General features: G+C 37.3%; 19 protein-coding genes. 5 read left to right on the top strand and 14 right to left on the bottom strand.

The window, feature by feature from the left end; genetic code table 11:
* Positions 1 to 148: 148 nt before the first annotated feature.
* The gene (locus tag ACIQXH_RS06960) at positions 149 to 871 is read left to right on the top strand and encodes a class I SAM-dependent methyltransferase (protein ID WP_403122851.1); all 723 of its coding nucleotides are present in this window, start codon (positions 149 to 151) and stop codon (positions 869 to 871) included.
* 307 nt (positions 872 to 1178) lie between these two features.
* Here ACIQXH_RS06960 and ACIQXH_RS06965 read toward each other — a convergent pair whose 3' ends face one another.
* Entirely contained in the window at positions 1179 to 1445 is a 267-nt protein-coding gene (locus ACIQXH_RS06965; RefSeq protein ID WP_402872900.1) for a hypothetical protein, read from the bottom strand.
* A 156-nt stretch (positions 1446 to 1601) separates the two neighbouring features.
* On the opposite strand from ACIQXH_RS06965, the gene ACIQXH_RS06970 reads away from it, so the two are divergent.
* Complete coding sequence (locus tag ACIQXH_RS06970; RefSeq protein WP_402872897.1) at positions 1602 to 2312, top strand: class I SAM-dependent methyltransferase; 711 nt, start codon at positions 1602 to 1604, stop codon at positions 2310 to 2312.
* A 63-nt stretch (positions 2313 to 2375) separates the two neighbouring features.
* On the opposite strand, the gene ACIQXH_RS06975 is transcribed toward ACIQXH_RS06970, so the two are convergent.
* The 6 genes from ACIQXH_RS06975 to ACIQXH_RS07000 form a co-directional block, all read right to left on the bottom strand.
* On the bottom strand, positions 2376 to 2567 hold the full coding sequence (locus ACIQXH_RS06975) for a hypothetical protein (protein ID WP_402872894.1): 192 nt from the start codon (positions 2565 to 2567) through the stop codon (positions 2376 to 2378).
* Positions 2568 to 2827: 260 nt separating this feature from the next.
* The gene (locus ACIQXH_RS06980; RefSeq protein WP_403122854.1) at positions 2828 to 3886 is read right to left on the bottom strand and encodes a hypothetical protein; all 1059 of its coding nucleotides are present in this window, start codon (positions 3884 to 3886) and stop codon (positions 2828 to 2830) included.
* A gap of 121 nt (positions 3887 to 4007) precedes the next feature.
* Complete coding sequence (locus ACIQXH_RS06985) at positions 4008 to 5414, bottom strand: alpha/beta fold hydrolase (RefSeq protein ID WP_402872888.1); 1407 nt, start codon at positions 5412 to 5414, stop codon at positions 4008 to 4010.
* Between the two features lie 21 nt (positions 5415 to 5435).
* A complete protein-coding gene (locus ACIQXH_RS06990; protein ID WP_402959542.1) occupies positions 5436 to 6074 on the bottom strand; it encodes a hypothetical protein in 639 nt (212 codons plus the stop codon).
* Positions 6061 to 6387 (bottom strand): DUF4176 domain-containing protein, encoded by a 327-nt coding sequence (locus tag ACIQXH_RS06995; protein ID WP_402991689.1) that lies wholly within the window; start codon positions 6385 to 6387, stop codon positions 6061 to 6063. Before ACIQXH_RS06995 ends, ACIQXH_RS06990 begins: the two co-directional genes overlap by 14 nt.
* 262 nt (positions 6388 to 6649) lie before the next feature.
* Positions 6650 to 7882 carry a Zn-dependent hydrolase gene (locus ACIQXH_RS07000; protein ID WP_402991686.1) on the bottom strand — a complete coding sequence of 411 codons (1233 nt, stop codon included), beginning with the start codon at positions 7880 to 7882 and terminating at the stop codon, positions 6650 to 6652.
* Positions 7883 to 8164: 282 nt separating this feature from the next.
* On the opposite strand from ACIQXH_RS07000, the gene ACIQXH_RS07005 reads away from it, so the two are divergent.
* Positions 8165 to 8347 carry a MerR family DNA-binding transcriptional regulator gene (locus ACIQXH_RS07005; RefSeq protein ID WP_403122856.1) on the top strand — a complete coding sequence of 61 codons (183 nt, stop codon included), beginning with the start codon at positions 8165 to 8167 and terminating at the stop codon, positions 8345 to 8347.
* Positions 8301 to 8882, top strand: coding sequence for a MerR family transcriptional regulator (locus tag ACIQXH_RS07010; protein ID WP_403122859.1), 582 nt, complete (start codon positions 8301 to 8303; stop codon positions 8880 to 8882). Before ACIQXH_RS07005 ends, ACIQXH_RS07010 begins: the two co-directional genes overlap by 47 nt.
* Here the strand turns inward: ACIQXH_RS07010 and ACIQXH_RS07015 are convergent.
* The gene (locus ACIQXH_RS07015) at positions 8877 to 10898 is read right to left on the bottom strand and encodes a HelD family protein (protein ID WP_403122862.1); all 2022 of its coding nucleotides are present in this window, start codon (positions 10896 to 10898) and stop codon (positions 8877 to 8879) included. The two genes, ACIQXH_RS07010 and ACIQXH_RS07015, sit on opposite strands and share 6 nt — an antisense overlap.
* Positions 10899 to 11167: 269 nt before the next feature.
* Positions 11168 to 12052, bottom strand: a complete 885-nt coding sequence (locus ACIQXH_RS07020; protein ID WP_402959534.1) for a hypothetical protein — start codon at positions 12050 to 12052, stop codon at positions 11168 to 11170.
* A gap of 188 nt (positions 12053 to 12240) precedes the next feature.
* Between ACIQXH_RS07020 and ACIQXH_RS07025 the strand changes: the two genes are divergently transcribed.
* Entirely contained in the window at positions 12241 to 12972 is a 732-nt protein-coding gene (locus tag ACIQXH_RS07025) for a hypothetical protein (protein WP_402959532.1), read from the top strand.
* Between the two features lie 110 nt (positions 12973 to 13082).
* Here ACIQXH_RS07025 and ACIQXH_RS07030 read toward each other — a convergent pair whose 3' ends face one another.
* From ACIQXH_RS07030 to ACIQXH_RS07050, 5 genes are read right to left on the bottom strand one after another with little or no spacing between them, the layout of a single operon-like run.
* Positions 13083 to 14360 (bottom strand): MFS transporter, encoded by a 1278-nt coding sequence (locus tag ACIQXH_RS07030; protein ID WP_403122865.1) that lies wholly within the window; start codon positions 14358 to 14360, stop codon positions 13083 to 13085.
* A gap of 42 nt (positions 14361 to 14402) precedes the next feature.
* Positions 14403 to 15878, bottom strand: coding sequence for an aldehyde dehydrogenase family protein (locus tag ACIQXH_RS07035; RefSeq protein WP_402872858.1), 1476 nt, complete (start codon positions 15876 to 15878; stop codon positions 14403 to 14405).
* A 34-nt stretch (positions 15879 to 15912) separates the two neighbouring features.
* Positions 15913 to 17079 carry an acyl-CoA dehydrogenase family protein gene (locus tag ACIQXH_RS07040; RefSeq protein WP_403080110.1) on the bottom strand — a complete coding sequence of 389 codons (1167 nt, stop codon included), beginning with the start codon at positions 17077 to 17079 and terminating at the stop codon, positions 15913 to 15915.
* 22 nt (positions 17080 to 17101) lie between these two features.
* Entirely contained in the window at positions 17102 to 18298 is a 1197-nt protein-coding gene (locus ACIQXH_RS07045; protein ID WP_402959528.1) for an acyl-CoA dehydrogenase family protein, read from the bottom strand.
* A gap of 40 nt (positions 18299 to 18338) precedes the next feature.
* On the bottom strand, positions 18339 to 18755 hold the full coding sequence (locus ACIQXH_RS07050; protein WP_402959526.1) for a Zn-ribbon domain-containing OB-fold protein: 417 nt from the start codon (positions 18753 to 18755) through the stop codon (positions 18339 to 18341).
* Position 18756: the final 1 nt, after the last annotated feature.

An 18756-nucleotide genomic window follows, 5' to 3' on the forward strand; every position in this document is an offset into this window, starting at 1 on the left:
AACACCGATTCCACATACAAACCGCCCCTTTTCTGAGGTAACTCCTAATATGTCCACTAATATTCAACCTAGGACATGAATGTTTTAGTCACCCTTTCATTCTAAAGCATAAAATATGTATATGACTACACCAAGGGAGATAAAAGTTATGTATCACACATATCTAGATGCCTTAGCCTTCTACGGGATTGAAAGTGCTCATCCAGGCGGTTTCGATTTGACATCAAACATCATGATGAATGAGAGAATTGATGCGAATACCACAATACTCGACGCAGGATGCGGGATAGGGCAAACATCACATTTCTTGGCGGAAACCTTTAAATGCCACATTTATGCGGTGGATAATCATCCACAGATGGTTAAAAAGGCAGCACAGCGATTTCAACAAGCCAATCTGCCTATTCGAGTGTATATGAGTTCCTTAGAAGAATTACCGTTTCCCAACGATTCATTTGACTATATTGTGGCTGAGTCCACCACAGGTTTTACGGAAATCAACAAGTCCATTGCAGAATATTATAGGGTATTAAAACATGGCGGAATTTTGCTTTCAATTGATATGACTGCGGAAATTGCATTGCATGCCAATTTGAAAGTTGAATTGATGAATTTCTATAAACTTAAAAATATTCCGACTGAATTGGAATGGGTACGTGCCTTTAAAGAACAAGGGTTCAAACATACGGAAATCCTTCATTCCAGTACAGTTTTAGAAGAGTTAAAAAGATACTCTGCTGCCAACCAACGCTCGAGCGATTCTCCGGTTTTCAAAGGAACCTTAAATGATATCATCAAAGAGCATTATCGCCTTATGCTTACTCATGGAAATAGTCTTGGTTACCGTGCGTTTAGGGTGAGCAAGGGATAGCAGTCTTACTTTCCAATGGTTTCTGTCTCCTTAGAAGGATTCTCCAATAAATTGCCGTATCATCTAATAATCTAGCGAAATGGCTGTAGTTTTATGTGAAGCTGTTATAAAAGAAAATCTTCTCGAATGAAATGATCCCCCTAATAATAGATCATTTACAATTTTTATTAAGAGGATTCTATTGTTTAGAGTGATTATACTTATTGTTAGTACCTTAATATTTAATTATACCTTTCCGCTTGGGAATACAAAGATAGAAAAAAACCTGTGGCCATTGCCTTACAGGTTTTTAAAGAATCTTTTTCTATTACCAAAGGAATGCAAGGAAGATTAATGAGGTGATTGCTCCAAAAGCGAACCCAGAAGCCGCTCCCCAACCGAATCCCCCATAATATCCACCATAGCCAAATCCACCAAGGTTACCTCCATTATTAAATGGGCGAATATAGACTTTGTTGGGTGTTACCCTATGAATAATGCCCCTATGGATTGTTCCTCTATTTGTACGGATTTCTACCGGTCTCCCAATTCCTTGGCTGCACTTATGAAAATAGTTTTGATTGTTATATCCCACTTTAATAAACACTTCCCTTATATTCGATTCTACATGGTATGCAGAAGGGGACTAGCTTGCATAGATAAACACCCACTATGAAAAGCAATTATCATATCCACTTTAACTTCCGTGACATACTATGAATCAATTACATGGAAAAAGGAGACAACAGGAATGAAACACTCTTACCAAGATGCCTTGGTCTTTTATGAATTGGAAGGGGCCCATCCAGGCGGTTTTGAACTAACCAAAAGTATTCTAAAAAATGAAGACATTCATAAAAATGATAAGATCCTCGAGGCTGGATGTGGACTTGGCCAGACTTCACAATATCTAGCCGAAACTTATGGTTGTCAGGTTTATGCAATGGATAATCATCCGGAAATGGTAAATAAGACAACGAAAAGATTACAACAAGTTCAATTACCGGTGAATGTATTTATGGGCTCCATTGAAAAAATGCCCTTCCCCAAATATTTTTTTGATTTTATCATAGCTGAATCATCTACATCATTCACTACCATTCAAAAATCCATTCGGGAATACTACCGTGTCCTTAAACCTGGAGGCACGTTAATCTCTATAGATATGACAGCGGAATGTATTTTGCCTGGTGAACATAAAGAGGAAATCATGAATTTTTATCAGCTTAAAACCATCTTGACACAATCTGAATGGATAAGTGCTTTTGAAAAAGAAGGATTTTCACACCTGGAAATTCTAAAATCCAATACGGTTATAGAAGAATTAGAGAATGCTCAAGCGGAACATGTCAAGCCTCTGCCTTCTAATGAAGCCTACAGCCGAATACTGGAAGAACATTATCGTCTAACCCTCACTTATGGAAATAGTTTAGGCTACCGTGTATTTAGGATGAACAAATAGCATGGATATACCAACTTAAACTAAGAGGAGCGTTTCTCGGTTAGAAGAAACGCTCCCTTAGTTTTATACAGTGACTATATAAATCCCCACTCCTAGAGCTAAGACAATCCCTAGGACGGCATATATCCAAGTTAGCCTGGTTAAATTGCCTCTAACAGCGCCTGAATAATTTTCATCGCTTTTTCCACCCAAAGCCATGGTACCAAATAAGGCAGCAATCATGATGATAAAGACCAATATCATGGAAAATTTCATGTTAATCCCCCCGCTCATGCACCTTCATTTTGAGATACATTACGTTCTCTCTGTAACTCCTAATAATATAAGTATACGGAATATTGAGAAAAAATGAAACAGGCAAAGTCCACTAAAAAAGGCATCTTGGTGTCCTTATGATTTACAGGATTTCATCGCAACTAATAAAAGGCCAACCGATGTCGGTTAGCCAAATAATTGCCTATATAGTTTACCTTATCGAAGTTTGACATGGGTATTGATATATCAACTTTAAGGTGTTATTGGACCCCCAAATCCACCAGATAAGCCTTAGAATTATCGCTATCCTCGTTAAGATCAATTAATACATTCGTAAAACCTGCTGTTCCAACTACTTTTGCTTCGTAATCAACACTTAATACGATTAAGTCATCGTAAAAAAAATTAATATGGGCAAAGTTGACACTATCCGCTTTTAGATTAAGCTCTTTTGCTATATCCATAAAATCTATTTTAAATACTTTTTCGTATTTCTCATTTCCTTTTTTATAATTTTCTATAGTCTGTATCCTTTGTATCCCATCTTTAAAGCTTTCTTTCGTTCCATTTAAATAGACAAACTTCCCATCATCACTAAGAAGAACATCTTTTTCATGAATCCTAAAAACAGTATGTTCCTTTTTATTCCATATCGTTTCGGAATGCAGGATGTTAAAGAATTCCCCTGATGGATCAGTCTTAACGAATAAACCTTCAAAGTTTTTCAATTCTTCAGAATCAACGACGTTTTGAAGTTCATCTGGTACCAGTTTACTGGCGGTTACCGTTGAAAAATCACTTTTTACGAAAAGAAAAATTGACCCACTTTCTTTTTTATTTAATTGTTGTATTTCAATTGCCATTGATTCCTTACTTAATCCCCTTATATTAAAACTGAGCCGATCGGTCTCCGTCAAACTATATCGATTTAAAATGCCAGGCAAATTGAGTGTTTTCTCACCTTCCATGGTCTTAATTCGTAATCTATTCTTTTTTTTCAATTCAACTAAAGGGAGATTATATTCATGCAGTGGTTTTACTGGTAGAAAAACCTCCTGCTTTATATTTTTATTTTGTAATGAGTTCAATGTTGATGAAACATCCTCTAAACCTAACAAGGGCTTGTAAAAGTCACGGAATACCTTACCATACGAAAAGTATTGAATGGGGGAGAACTCTTCAGACCCTTTTCTTATGGCATTTACGCTAACGCCGTCTTCCATAAAAAGAGGATTACCATAATTCGGAGCGAAAAAATTGATCATAAATCGAGAAAGTGACTCATTATCCGTTTCAGGGAATCCCTTTATATAAAGCAAGTCCTTCACTTCCTCTTGTTTTTTTGTTGTTGAAAGATCCGGTCCACATCCAATGAGAAAAATAATGATTAAAAGTACGATTCCGTTAAAGAAACACTTTTTCATAGATTTTAGCTCCTAATTATTTGTCTGTATTAACTTGTCTTATGAGTTCAATGAATTCTTCATCTTTAATTTCATTACCATGACCTGGATTCTTTATTGTGCTAACACCCTCTACCTCATATTGCGGTCTTTCATCAATCAATGATTCAAGATTGTTTGCATTTTGACTTTCCAATGAGACTACATCGTCGCTATCTTTTTTAACTTCCATAGACCCACCCTCATAATATACCGTTTCCATTCGATAACCGGCAGAAGCTATTATATTCATCTTTTCAAGTTTAGTATATACTTCAGGATTTGCAGATTTGAGATTTTGTAAGTCCTCTTTCATTTCTTCCTTAGATAGATCGGTATAGACATTGCTATGGAGAATTCCATTATCCTCCCTTTTATTTTCTGGATTGAAATCCAAAAAATCTGTAAATTGCCGTGGGTCTTGCCCTATTTTTTCAGCAACATAAGGTAAACTGTTTCCCGTTTTAGCTAGTTTGTTTTTGTCATAAGGTGTGCCGATAGTAGTAATGCTCTGTACATAGTCTGGATAATCCATTGCAAATTGCATAGATCTTCTGCCTCCATAACTATGACCAAACAAATTAAGTTTTGTCGTTTTGTTTATAAGCCCCATTTCTGAGAGCAATCTAGTTAAATCATCACTGGTTTCCTGTCTATGTTCATTTGACTGTTCTGTATCATAAACTAAATGAATACGTCCTTCAGGATATTTAAAGGCATCTTCCTTTTGTAAGGATTGAAAATCGTCTAGTGCAAGCACTTCCTTTTCGCCATATTCATTCATTTTCACAACATAATATTCTTTCTTTCCGTTACGTTTCAAATGAACGATTACGTCACCCTCAACAGAAGCCTTTTTAGCACTTTCCAAAAACTCGTTCCCGTTTGATTCGATTCCATGAATATAAACTGATACTTCTTCAAAGTCCCCCATAGGTCCTTTAATATTTTTCATGGAATTATAAATGATTGAAATATCATTTAATCCCTGTCGCATCGGCGAACGATAATAGCGGACAGCATTTTCGAAATCTAATTCAATTTCAGATATTTCACTTTTGAGCATATTATAATAAAGTGAAATTTCCTGACATTGAGAGATAATATTCGTAAGTTTTAATAGTTCTTCTTCAATCTGATCGCCTTTTAACTGAAGTTTTTTGTTCTCCGACTTCAACCTTAACTCGTCTAAATCACTTATGTATTGGTCCACTTCAGCTTTCAAATCAGAGAAGTCAAACATAATCATAGTACCAGCCAATTCCGTTATACTGCCTGAATCAATAAAACCCCAAATCTTTGCATATGCATTTCTTACAAGTTTGGAATTTGCTAATAATACCGTAGCATTTGCGCGGCTAGTGTGTAAATTAATCAAACTCGTTACTTCTGGCTCTTTATACATAGGTTCTTTATCCTTTCCTGATTATTCACACTTCCCTAGGTTATGAGCAATGAGATTATCTACTCGTTCAAGCTCTTTAATAATTCCATCCGCGTCAGTGCTAAGTTCTTCGACACTTTTTAAAAACGTGGATAAAAGGAAAGTAATTTGCACCTTTCCTTCCTCCCACACATCGGCAACATCCCCCCAAGGAAACTCCGTATGAAAAAGTACATCATTCAATAATTTTTCAAAGTCTTTTAACAACTCGTTTAAGCTATCTAAGTTAGAAGAAAATTCTTTTTTTGCTGTTTTTAATGTGTAGGCATTTAGTTTAATTTCGTTACTCATATTTTCATAAGAAAACTCGTATTGCTGCACTGCACGGTTGTTCTGAGGTACAGTCTCTACTGAACCTGATTCATCCGTACTCAAAATCATTGATACAAAGTTCATAACAGTATCAGCAAAATACAGTAAACCAACGCTAGCTTTGTTAAAAAATTCGATATGATTACTCAATTTTGTCTTAAGCGCTGTAACAGCTTCACCGCTATGATTCTCAAGTTCCTTACTAAAAAAAACGATGGGTTTATAAACGGCTAATATCGTATCTTCTAATTTTCGGACGCTTCCAGAAACCATATCAGGCAAGTCTTTATTAAATTTAAATACCCCCACTTATTTGGCCTCCTTCAATTTTCGAATCGCCTCCCTTTGTTTCCGCCTCTTTAAGTAATTGATCAACTTTTACTTCCATTTCATCCACATACCCATAATGATACAAAACGTCTATATCATCCTTGTTAAAAAGAATGAATTTTTCTTTCGAATGGATATAACCATTTGGATATTCAATAGCTGTATAATCTTTAACCACATTATGATTTTCAGAAAACACCAGACGACCGATGATTAACAAACGCCTTGAATCACCTTGGACTCCAACTACACTCCCTATTGGTAAAAACTCCTTAGAAAAGAACAATTCCATCTCTCCTTCGCATCCTCTTGCCATTGAACACCCTAAATATATTTGTTTTTTTTAATTACCCATCCTCTCTATTTTAAAACCATTTTTTTCCTATTCTATTCTAGATTTCCGACCCTCCATTTAGCTAAATCCGGAAGGCTCCATTATCTTTAGAAATACATTTCACCAACATGGTAAGTTGCAATAAAAAAGGCATGATTTCATATGAAATCTGCCCTTTTAGGAAACCACGTAATATATTAGTAGTGTTTTTTCAATCTGCCTATTTAGCTTGTATCGCAAGGACTGTTTCTAAGATGACATTCACACCTTTTTCACAATCTTCCCAAGATGTCAGCTCGTTTTCGCAGTGGCTTTTTCCGTTGACACTTGGAACGAAAACCATCGCGGTAGGGATATAGCTTGCGATGAATTGTGCATCATGCCCAGCTCCACTTACCATTCTTTTGTAGGAATACCCCAATGAATTAGTAGATTGCTCTAATAAATCGCAAAGTGACTCATCAAACCAAACCGTGTCGCGTCCCCATAGCTTTGTGGCAATGACTTCACACCCATCATTTGAGCCTGACTGTATTAGCCCTTTTATAATTTCTTCTACACGCTCAATAACCTGTTGATCCTTATGTCTCGCTTCTAATGTAAAAACTACTTTATTCGGAATGACTGTATGAATATTAGGATGCACATTTACCCGCCCTATGGTAAAAACTAAATCTTCATCAAGAAGATTTAACTTTTGAATGGCTTCTGTGACAAGACTATTTGTCGTAAAGAAGGCATCTTTTCTCATATTCATAGGAGTGGTTCCAGCATGGTCTGATTCGCCAGTCACTTCTATTTCGTAGCAGACCATTCCAAGAACACATTCCACTACACCAATCTTCAAAGCTTCTCTTTCAAGGATAGGTCCTTGCTCAATATGTAATTCTAAAAAGGCTGTGGCCTCTTTTAGGCGGGACTCAATGTCTCCTGCATACCCAATCGAGTTCAGGGCATCTTCGAAAGTAATTCCATCACTATCGGTTTTTTGTATCATCGTAGTTTTTTCAAATTTCCCCGAAAGGACCCCGGAGGCCATCATCGAAGGCTCGAATCTTGCTCCTTCTTCATTTGTAAAATTGACGATCGTGATTGGAACATTTGGTTTGATATCATTATCTACTAAGGTACGAACCACTTCCAACCCAGCAGCCACCCCTAGGATTCCATCAAAGCGCCCACCTTTTTTCACGGTATCCATATGTGAACCCATGACGATTGGCGGTTTATTCTCCAAACCTTCTAATGTAGCGTAAATATTACCCATATCATCAACTTTAATCGACATTCCTAATTCTTCACAACAAGAGCAAAAGTAATCTCTGACTAAACGGTCTTCTTCAGTCAACGAAAGGCGGGTGACTCCATTATTTTCAGTACGTCCGAAATCTGCAAATTTTTCAAGTGAGTCACTTAACCTCTTACCATTTATCAGTAGTTTTTGCTTTTTCATAGAGCACTACTCCCTTCGAATACTTACTAAAAAACATGATGACTTTCTATAAAACTTAATTTTCGGATTATTCTTTTTATTATACTTGCATAGACTGTTACATTCATTAGACAAAAAGTTAATTCTTTGGACCGTTTTTTATACCTTTTATCTATTTTCAATTACTACTATCTAAAACAACAAAAAACACTACCAACAATTGTTTTTTACTAAGGGATATGAAATGTTGTTGTATTTTTAAAAGTTAACTATAATGGAAAAGCTAAAGGAAGGAGTGATTTAATGCGAACAAATGAAGTAGCAAAAAAAGTGAAAGTTCACCCTAACACTGTAAGGCTTTATGAGGATTGGGGGTTTATTTCTTCAGTTCCCAGAGAAGCAAATACATACAGGAGATATTCACATCCATCTAATTCAAATGCAAATCGCTCGCTATGCTTTTCGACAAGAATTCATTCAAAATAACCTGCGCAAACAAGCTACCCGAATTGTCCGATTAAGTGGTAGTGAGCTGTTTAGCGAGGCATTAATAGAAGCAAATAAATATCTGCAATTTTTAGAAGCGGAGTATTCTTATACTTGTCGTGCTGTCCAAATAGTTGAAAAGATTTTAACGAAGGTAGTAGTTCATACTGAGACATACACTCATAGAGAAGTAGCAAATAATCTGCAATTAACGGAAGAGACCCTTAGGAATTGGGAAAGAAATGGCTTATTTACGGTAAAACGAAATTCCCAAAACCGACGTCAATATTCAGAGCGTGATATTCAGAAACTATTAATTATTCGTACGCTTCGTACTGCTCATTTTTCCATTGCAGCCATACATCATTTAATAGAAGGTATTGAAGAAGTGCAAACCGCACGGGATATTCAATCCCTTTTAAATTCACCAAAGTTTGCTGATGAATTTTTACATGTTACAGATGAACTTGAGATAAATTTAAAAAATGCGATGAAAGACGTAAAGTCAATCATCGCATTATTAGAGGACTTATAATAAAGGAGACGGATTTACTTCGTCTTTTAAAATGGTTAGTTCATGCATTGCTCTTGTCGTTGAAATATAGAGTAACCCACGATCGAATTCATTCCGATAATTCGTGCCATTTACGAATGGCACTATTACCGAGTCAAATTCAAGTCCCTTTGCATATTGGATTGTTGTTAAAATAATCCCCTTTTCAAATTTTTCTGTATGAGCATCTACTAGGTGAATCGGCAAATGGTTTACATGTTCTTTTAACAAAACAAGTTCTGATTCCGTTTTACAAATGATGGCTGTAGATTTGAAATCATTTTTAATAGATCCAAGCAATCTCAAAATCATTTCATTCAATATTTTATAGGGGATTTCTTTTGGTTCCTCTCCGTGACGAGCGATTGGATGAATTGTCGAATTCCGCATGAATTTTTTCGCATACATTGCGATTTCATAAGATGACCTGTAACTAGTCGTTAGTTCAACATATTCTAGGTTTGAAAAAATTTGCTCAAAACCTTCTTTTGAAATTGTTTCGTATGGTAAAAGTGCCTGACTAAAATCACCAATAATCGTACGTTTACACTCAAATACTTTTTCGAGTAGTGCATATTGAATGGGTGTATAATCTTGCATCTCGTCTAGGACAAAATGCTGTATCATATCAAATGTCTTTATACCCTCAAAGTAAAGCTGACAATAAAGATAGGGATATACATCAGTAAATTCAAAGTGCCGCTTTTTGAAATAGAATGTTTCTTCACTGAATTCCGACATAAATGCTTTATAAATATCGATTGCGGAGTTAATAAGTAGCCGTTTTTTTAATCGTTTTACGATTTCGTTTTTACTGGGTAGTTTTAGTTCACCTTGGCGCTTCGTCTTGAGAACATTCATTACATCATCAGCTATCATCTCTAAGCGAATAAGTACGGGTTCTTTTGCATATTTGCTGAAACGATTCTGCAAATATTCTGTTGTGAATTCATAATCAGCAACCGAAAGGGTACCATTTTTAAATAAGGTTGAGTTCAATCTTTGTAAAAAAGCATTTAACTGTTCTACAAAAGCATAAGTTGATTTGATCGAAGCTCTTATTGCATAGTCACTTTTGGGATCTGCTAAAATATCTTTTACCTCTTGTTCAAACGATACGTAAGTTAAGTGGTTAGGAAGTAACTGTTCCGTTAACTCATCTATAGTAAAGGAACGGATTGGCTGCTCGCCAAGTTCCGGTAGGACTGAAGATATATAATCACCGAAAACTTTGTTAGGGGATAGTATAAAAATTCGATTTGCTTGTAGTGTATCTCGAAATTTGTATAAAAGGTACGCAATACGATGCAGAGCAACTGCCGTTTTCCCCGATCCCGCGACACCTTGTATGATGACATTATAGGCAGAATCATTACGGACAATTTTATTTTGTTCCCGTTGAATTGAGGTCACGATCGTTTTCATTTTAGCATTCGCATGCTCACTTAAAGTCTTTTGTAACACAGCATCCTGAATTGTTAATGAGCTTTCAACCATATACTCAATTTTGGAATTTTCGATTTTGAATTGCCTTTTCGAAACAATTTCACCGTCAAAATGATTTTCTTTTGCCTCATAATAAGCTTTTCCTATTTCAAATTCATAGTACATATTACAAACCGGAGCACGCCAATCATAGATGAGATTATTACTGGCTTCATCACTAAATCCAAAACGGCCTATATAAAATGATTCCACTTCATCTGGTTCATCGCCTTCATAAACAAAATTAAATCGACCAAAGTATGGGGAATCGATCAGTTTCTGTAGTTGCTCTCGTTCGGTAACTTGAGCAAAACCCCGTCGGTCAATCATATTCAACGTTTGGCTATAATCATATATCTCAAATTTATCGATTTCACTTTTGTAATCAATCATATATTTTTGTAACTCTTTATAGGAGTGGTCTTGTTTTGTAATATCTTTTGAAACTTGTTCATAAGCTTCCTTTAGCTTTTCTATAGTATGTTCGAAATATGTTAATTCTCGTGAGTCCATCATCATCGTCCTCCTTTTTACCAGTAATCACTAGTTTAACGATTCAAACTTCGCTGGTGTGTATATGGAGGGTTTAAAAAGTTTATGAAAAATCTTACAAATAATATATTTCCTATTTTGGATGTGGCAGATAACTAGTAAGGTTTTTCAAAAATAAAGAGATCCCTTCTATTCGATTTCTAGTAGAAAGGATCTCTTTATATGAAAGTAGGATTTTGATTTTTTTGATGCAGGTCTGTGCTAATATCCTTATTGTCCTCTGATGTTCCTTAAACTTGTTTCACTTTTCCCAATAGCCCGATTGATAAATATTGCTTATTTTCATCGAAATCCCATAACCAATGGCGCAAGGAAAAATCTTGCCGATCCACTTTACTCATATAATGCTGGATGGCAATTAATGCGGCCCCATACCCGACATTGGAAGCTAATGAAAAAATGGCGTTAATTCCTTGATTGGTAGTCTCAATGTATTCTGGTTCCATCTTCAAGATATCGGACCAGGTTATGTAGAACCCATTTCCAGTACAACACTTGAAGGCTACATCCTGCAAATTAAGCACAACCTGATCTCTTACATCCAAAAATCCATCTTTTATTCTTACTAAATCCAACTGTTCATAGTGGTGTTTATTCTTTTCAAGAGTATCTAATGCCCAATTATAAAATAATTGAGTATAAATGGCCGATGTTGCGAATATGTCAAATTGGCCAATATAATCATTGAATTCATTATGAACGATTTCTGATAACTTATCCTTCATATTCAATACGTATTGAATAATGTCTTCAGTCTTTTCACCATGCTCCAACATGGAAGTCAGTGTTTGTTCGAAATTTATTTTATCCAATCCGGTCACATCCATTGCAACTAACTGAATTTTATTGCGAGTACTTTCTGAAAAGTTCTTGATTCCATTTACCATGCTTTCTTTATCTATATCGAATAAATAAATCGAATTACATTTTGTTGATAGATGATTTAAATCCAGATCATCACAATTGCCCGCTCCAATAATCCCTATTTTATTTACAAAAGCTTGTTTGGAAAAAACGGTATCAAATAATTCTGTTACCCGTTCACGATGTTTTCCCCATTTAATCCTTCTATATTCGTCACGATTATGATTCAAATCCCTTTGGAAGGCTTCCAAGACTTAACACTCCTTTATGTACAACTGATTAAACTATTGTATCAAAAGACTGCTCTAATGTAGAGATTCTCAGCAACAAGGAAATGGTATTTTTCCAAGAGATAAATAAGTAAATTTGGATATCTTTTTGTATATCTCAAACATTAGAATATAATGGAAATAAGAGAATGGATAATAGGGGGCATATCGTGAGTAAGACAAAAAAGATTTTATTGATTTTACTTGTAATTTTTCTATTTATATTAGCCGGAGTAGTCATCCTGATGTATTCCTTCACACAAGGTATGAAGGGTGATCCTGACGAAGAAAAGAAAGTCCGGGTGCAAGCGGAACAATATCTAGTGGAAAATTTTAAAGAAAAAACGTATGTATACGACGTGTTATACGATAACATGGGTAACTTTGATGAGTTTGAATACGCCGCTAAAGTTAGAGAGGAAAAGTATGGTACAGAATTTCTTGTGTATTCTAACGTGCATACTGGAAAAATGGAGGATTCCTTTATTTCTAATAAATGGAGAGATGATTCAGAAAAAGAAATAAAGCCCTATATCGAAGAAAAAATTGGGGATGTAAAGTCATCAGTGGAAATGAAAGAAATTACTGATAGTAACAATTATGAAGAAATCCAGGCTAAGATAGGGGATTCTAGTGAATTAGTTGTCCTTTTTGATAGGGAGATTGGAAGAGAATTAGATATTGACCCGAATCATCCAAAAAGTTATAAAGAGTATGATGTTACACCATCTATCCTTCTTACAATTCACCGTAAAAAACAAGATTCAGATGAAAATGATTTTAACAGTATTATTCAATCCATTAAAACCGACGGCGCTCTTGTTCGAGGTGAACTCATCGTGAATTACGTCAGCACTGATGGAGTGGCATTAGAAGATGACGAATGGCGAAAAACGTTTTAACCTATGTATTGCCAATATGGGTCCTGTTCAAAGGTTTAGACACTGTTTATATAAACAGTGTCTAAACCTGACTATTCAGTTTTTTAGTGATGAAAAAGGCATACTACTTCTTATGATATGATTTCTTTATTTGACTCCATTGTAAATTTATCCTTTGCTTTTCCTTTCATGCTGTTAGCAACTAGCACGCAAATCATACTGAAGATAAATAATCCAAGGAAGAAAATCCATGCAACACGGTAGCTTTCAGTGAGATCATAGATTAAACCGGAAACAATGACCCCTAAGGAACCTGCTGCCACAAAGAAGACTTGTACGACTCCAAAAATTGCTCCGAAATCTTTGTTACCAAAAATATCGTTTGTCATGAATGGAGGTCCTAATGTCGAGATCACGACACTGAATCCAAAAGCAATCGCAAATAAGTAGGCGAAAGCAGGGCCTTTAGCCAACAGAAGGGATAGCATGGCAATAGTCATACATATCCCTACATAGATAGCTCCTCCAGTAGTACCGAACTTATCCAATACAGCACCTAAAATCAATTTTCCCACTGTGTTTGCGAGGGAAAGCAGGCCAAAAATCGTACCGGCAAAGAGGGCGGGATGACCAATATCTATTAAATAAGCGGGAATATGCATCTGTACACCCCCTGCCACCAATGCAAAACAAACGATTCCTAGTACAAAAATCCAAAACATCGCTGTCTTCTTGGCTTCACCCATCATTAATCCGCTCTTCTCTGTCTCTATTTTCTCAATTGACTCCATTTTATCAGCACCAAGTGGGGCTAGGCCTTTTTCGGAAGGACTTTTCTTGGCAAATAGTAAAACAAACGGCAATGTTAAGACAATGAGAAGTATTCCCGCTATAACATAGGCCGTTCTCCATCCGTAGTTTGTGATGATGGTAGTTAATACAGGACTAAGCACCGCAGCGCCTATTCCTGATCCTGCAAAAGCAAAACCCATGGCCTTTCCCTTTTTCTCATAAAACCAGTTCGTTACCATAATGGAAATGGGAATATTTGAAAAACCCGCGACACAGATACCTATCATAAAGCCAACAATACAAAAGTATAGAGCCGAATTGGCTAATGAGTATGACATGAATCCCAAGCCCGCCACCACTACACAAATGGACATGATCAATCTCATATTACCCTTAGCCAGTAGCTTTCCCATAAAGGGGGAAGCTACTGCCACGCCAAGACCAGCTATGGAAAGAGCAATTGAAAAAGTGGTTCTACTTATTCCTAAATCTTCAGTAACAGAAACCATAAATAAGCTGTGTAAAGAATTTATTATAGAGTAAGCGGCAAACATTATAAAGAACCCACATAATACAACATACCAACCATAGAATACGCCTTTAGCTCCTTGCTCCATACATTACCGCCTTTCTCCAACCACTTCAATTACCTTCGAAGATTAACCGATATCAATATAACATGTTTTCTCACGAGTGAATTCCATAATAGAATCCACACCGTATCCACTACTTTTTTGTCCACCGAAAGGCAACTCAGGACCTACTGTCCGGTATGTATTGACCCAGACATTTCCTGACTCCAATTTCCGAATCATTCGGTGTGCCCGGTTCAAGTTGGTCGTCCAAACGCCTGCTCCTAAACCGAATTCAGTATCATTGGCCATAGCAATCGCTTCATCTTCCGTATCAAAAGGGATGACGGTCGCCACCGGACCGAATATTTCCTCCTGACAAATTCGAAGGGTGTTACTATCCACCCTGATTAATGTAGGCTCAATCCAGTAACCTTCCGCTAAATGTGGCATATCCGGCAATAGATCCTTTCCTCCGTGGCGACCGCCGATGATAATTTCTCTCCCTTCTTTTTTACCTAATTCTATATACGAGCACACTTTTTCATATTGTATGGCATTAGCAATTGGCCCCATGGCGCTTTCAGGATGCATCGGATCTCCTAGTTGGATATACTCGGTGATCACTTCTTTCATTTTGGTCACCATCTCATCAATAATCGATCTTTGAATAAGGATCCTGGAACCACCTACACATAGTTGGCCTGCATTCCCAGTGAAAATCCCATTGAGTGTAACACCTTGTGCAGCTTTTTCAAGATCGGCATCCTCAAAGACGATGTTTGCTGATTTTCCACCAAGTTCAAACGTCATAGGCTTTGGATTTTTAGCCGTTGATTGGGCAATTGCCCTGGCCGTTGCCCCGGATCCAGTTAGGCTGACTCTATTCACGTTAGGATGACTGACCAATGTATTACCTACTTCCACTCCATCCCCTGAAACAACATTCAGAGTACCAGGGGGAAGAACCTCATTAATTAATTCACCGTACCTTAATGATGCGACAGAGGCCAGTTCAGATGGTTTGATTATGACGGTATTCCCTGCAGCAAGGGCATAGGCCGCTTTAACGGTAAAAGTAAAAAGAGGTGAGTTCCATGGAAGTATTCCTACAACCACCCCATAAGGTTCCCGTAATGTATATCCAACACTTGATGAACCCAACTGGACGGTATCTCCCTTGCTTCCTACAGCTGTCGCTCCTGCTGCATCGTACCAGTAACTTGCTAAACTTGGAATGAGTCCGTAACTCGTTTCCCTAATGACCCACCCATTATCTCTAGTCTCTAACTCCGAAAGTTCTTTACCATGTTGGACAATCAGATCACCAATTCTCCTCAAATAGTTTGCCCGCTCCATAGCTGGTAGGGTAGACCAGCCCTCAAAAGCACGCCTTGCTGCCCTTACTGCCGATTCGGCATCTTCGACTGTACTGTTAGGAATAGTGGCCCATACCTTTCCCGTAGATGGATTGATACTTTCTATTTGTCTTCCGGAAGAAGATTGAATTAATTTCCCGTTGATCATGTTTTGAAAATCCCTAATTTCATTTGCTATTTTCAAAGTTCAACTCCGCCTTTCAAAATGAGTATATATTTCAAACAGGCATGATTACCGCACTTTCGTCATACCATCCTAATGCTGTTGCGGCTTGTTTATAAAACTGATCTGTACGGCCTAAATAATTCTCATAGAATCGGGCCCGTTTTACAAATAGCTGGCAATCCATTTCTTCTGTAAAACCAATTCCTCCATGAATTTGTATATTATCAGCGGAGATACGGGTAAAGGCATCCGTAGCAAAGATTCTTGCGCAAGCAATGGCCTGAACACGATCGGATGCATGACTTTCCAATGCCCAATTCGCATAATATGCCAAAGATCTTGCCATTTCCAAGTCTGTCTTCATATCTACTATTCTGTGTTTGATCGCCTGGAATCTTCCAATGGGGTGGCCAAACTGTTCACGAATTTTTGCGTACTCGGTAGCCATCTCCACTACTTTCTCCATAGCTCCCACTATTACAGCTGAAAGTGAAGCATTGAAGGAAAGTAAACCCTCTTGGAGAACATCCCAGCCTTTGTGAAGAGTTCCGAGGATTTGATTTCTTGGAATTTTAACGTTACTAAATGTAAGCTTTCCTAAGCTGCGCGTCTCATCCATGTTTTTTTGGTTTTGAATAGTCAGATTGGGATCGGTACGATTGACAATAACTAACGAAATCCCTTCTGTACCTTTTCCTATATCTGTGCGGACCGTTACGATAAAATGATCGGCTAACTCGGCATCTGGAACAAGCGATTTTACCCCATTTAATATCACTTGGTCATTTTCTACTTTTCCAGATAGATTAATTCCAGAAGGACCATAACTTCCGCCCCTCTCTAACCATGCAAGAGAAAATGATTGAGTCCCATTCGCTATATTGGGTAGATAGTTTTCTTTTTGTTCTTCCGTACCGAACTTTTCTAATAAGGGAACAGCCAATGCACTCGTTTCTAAATAAAGTCCTGGTACTAATGAACGACCGGATTCTTCAAGAACAGGTATTAAATCCAAAGGTCCTAATCCCATTCCTTCATATTCTTCTGATATATTAATACTAGTACAGCCTAATTCGGCCATTCCTCTTTGCAGGGCTAGTAATGATTCTGTATCACCCTTGATAAAATCACGAGCTGCCTTTGTTTGACCTGCATCATCTAAATACTTTCGGACATACCCCCGAAACATCTCTTGTTCTTGATTTAAAGAAAAATCCATTTTTCATCACCCCTATTTAGACTTAGCGTCCCATATCCTTCGGTAAGCCTAGAATTCTTTCAGCAATTGTATTCTTTTGTATTTCACTCGTCCCTCCACCAATTGTCTGGCCGAATGAATAGAGATAATTATCTTGCCAATATGACTGACCTGAAATGGCATCTTCTTTCCATAGAACTCCCTGATGACCTTGCAGGGATATTGATTCAGAAAGTAAGTCCTTTGTGAGTTCACTTACTATTAATTTATCCATGGAACCCTCGGCTCCTGGATAACCATTTTTTATTGTTTTCGTTAAATTCCGATAATAATTTAATAGAGAACCACGGGAACGAGTATATAAATCTATCATCGTTTTTCTAACAAGTGGATCGGCCATTAACGGCTTGTCATCCACTTTCCATTCTTTTGTCAATGATACGAGGTCATTGAATTGCTGTTCCAATGTGAAAACCTGTGCTCCTATACCCGTTCTCTCATGCATAAGGAGCGCAATTGAAACCTTCCATCCTTCATCCACTTCTCCAACAATTTCAGCATCATATGCAATCGCGTCATTTAAATACACTTCATTAAAATCATGCTGCCCATCCATTTGAATGATAGGTCGGGTTTCCACTCCTGGCTGTTTCATGTCCAAGAGGAACACTGTAATCCCTTTATGTTTCTTATCAAAACGATTTGTTCTAGCAAGTAAAAAGCAGCGATCCGCTAGATGCCCAAAGCTTGTCCATACCTTTTGACCATTAATGATCCATCGGTCTCCATCTTTTACTGCACTCGTTTGGATAGCTGATAAATCTGATCCAGCGTTTGGCTCGGAGTATCCTTGACACCAAACTTCTTCACCTGTGAGGATTTTTTGAATATACTTTGTTTTTTGTTCTTCCGTACCTATTTGCATAAGTGTTGGTGCAACCATATGTAGTCCAACATAATTCACCAAAGGAGGTGCCTTAACACGAACCATTTCCTGATGATAAACAATTTCCTCCATCAACGTAGCTTCCCGGCCACCATACTTTTTCGGCCAAGCAATTCCCGCCCAGCCCCCTTCGTATAACTTCCTTTGCCAATCTCTTAAAAAAGCGGCATATTCACCTTCATCCTTAGAAACCTGGCTAGATCCTTCTAACCAACCTTCAGGTAAATTTTGTTCAAGCCACATTCTTAATTCATGTCGGAATTCTTCTTCCTTTGCTGAAAACGAAAAGTCCATTGTTTCTTTCCCCCTTTTTTACCAGTCTAAATTGAATGATCTATACTTGAATCCATTGTGGCAAAGAACGTTCTTCCGTCATTTTCTCCCAAGTCATCTTGACCTGCATTCCGATATGAACATCATCGGTAGGACACTGCTGAATATTCCCGATTAATTTGACATCAGGCAATTTATCTAATTCGACAATTGCAATGATGAGTGGTAAATCATCTTGGAATCCTGGCAGAAATGGACGATAGGAAATGATATACGAATAAACTTTCCCGTTTATGTCACTACCTTGACTTTCCCAACTTAGTTCCGTACTTCCGCATTTTGCACAACTTGGTCCAGGAGGATGCGAATATTCCTGACAGCTATTACACTTTTGTAGAATCAGTTCATGACGATCTGCCCCATCCCAATATGGGGTATTATCTTGGGTTTTTACCGGAATTGGTTTTTGATATTCCATC

Origin of the sequence: Peribacillus sp. NPDC097225, assembly GCF_044761955.1 — a bacterium.
Lineage (GTDB): Bacteria > Bacillota > Bacilli > Bacillales > DSM-1321 > Peribacillus.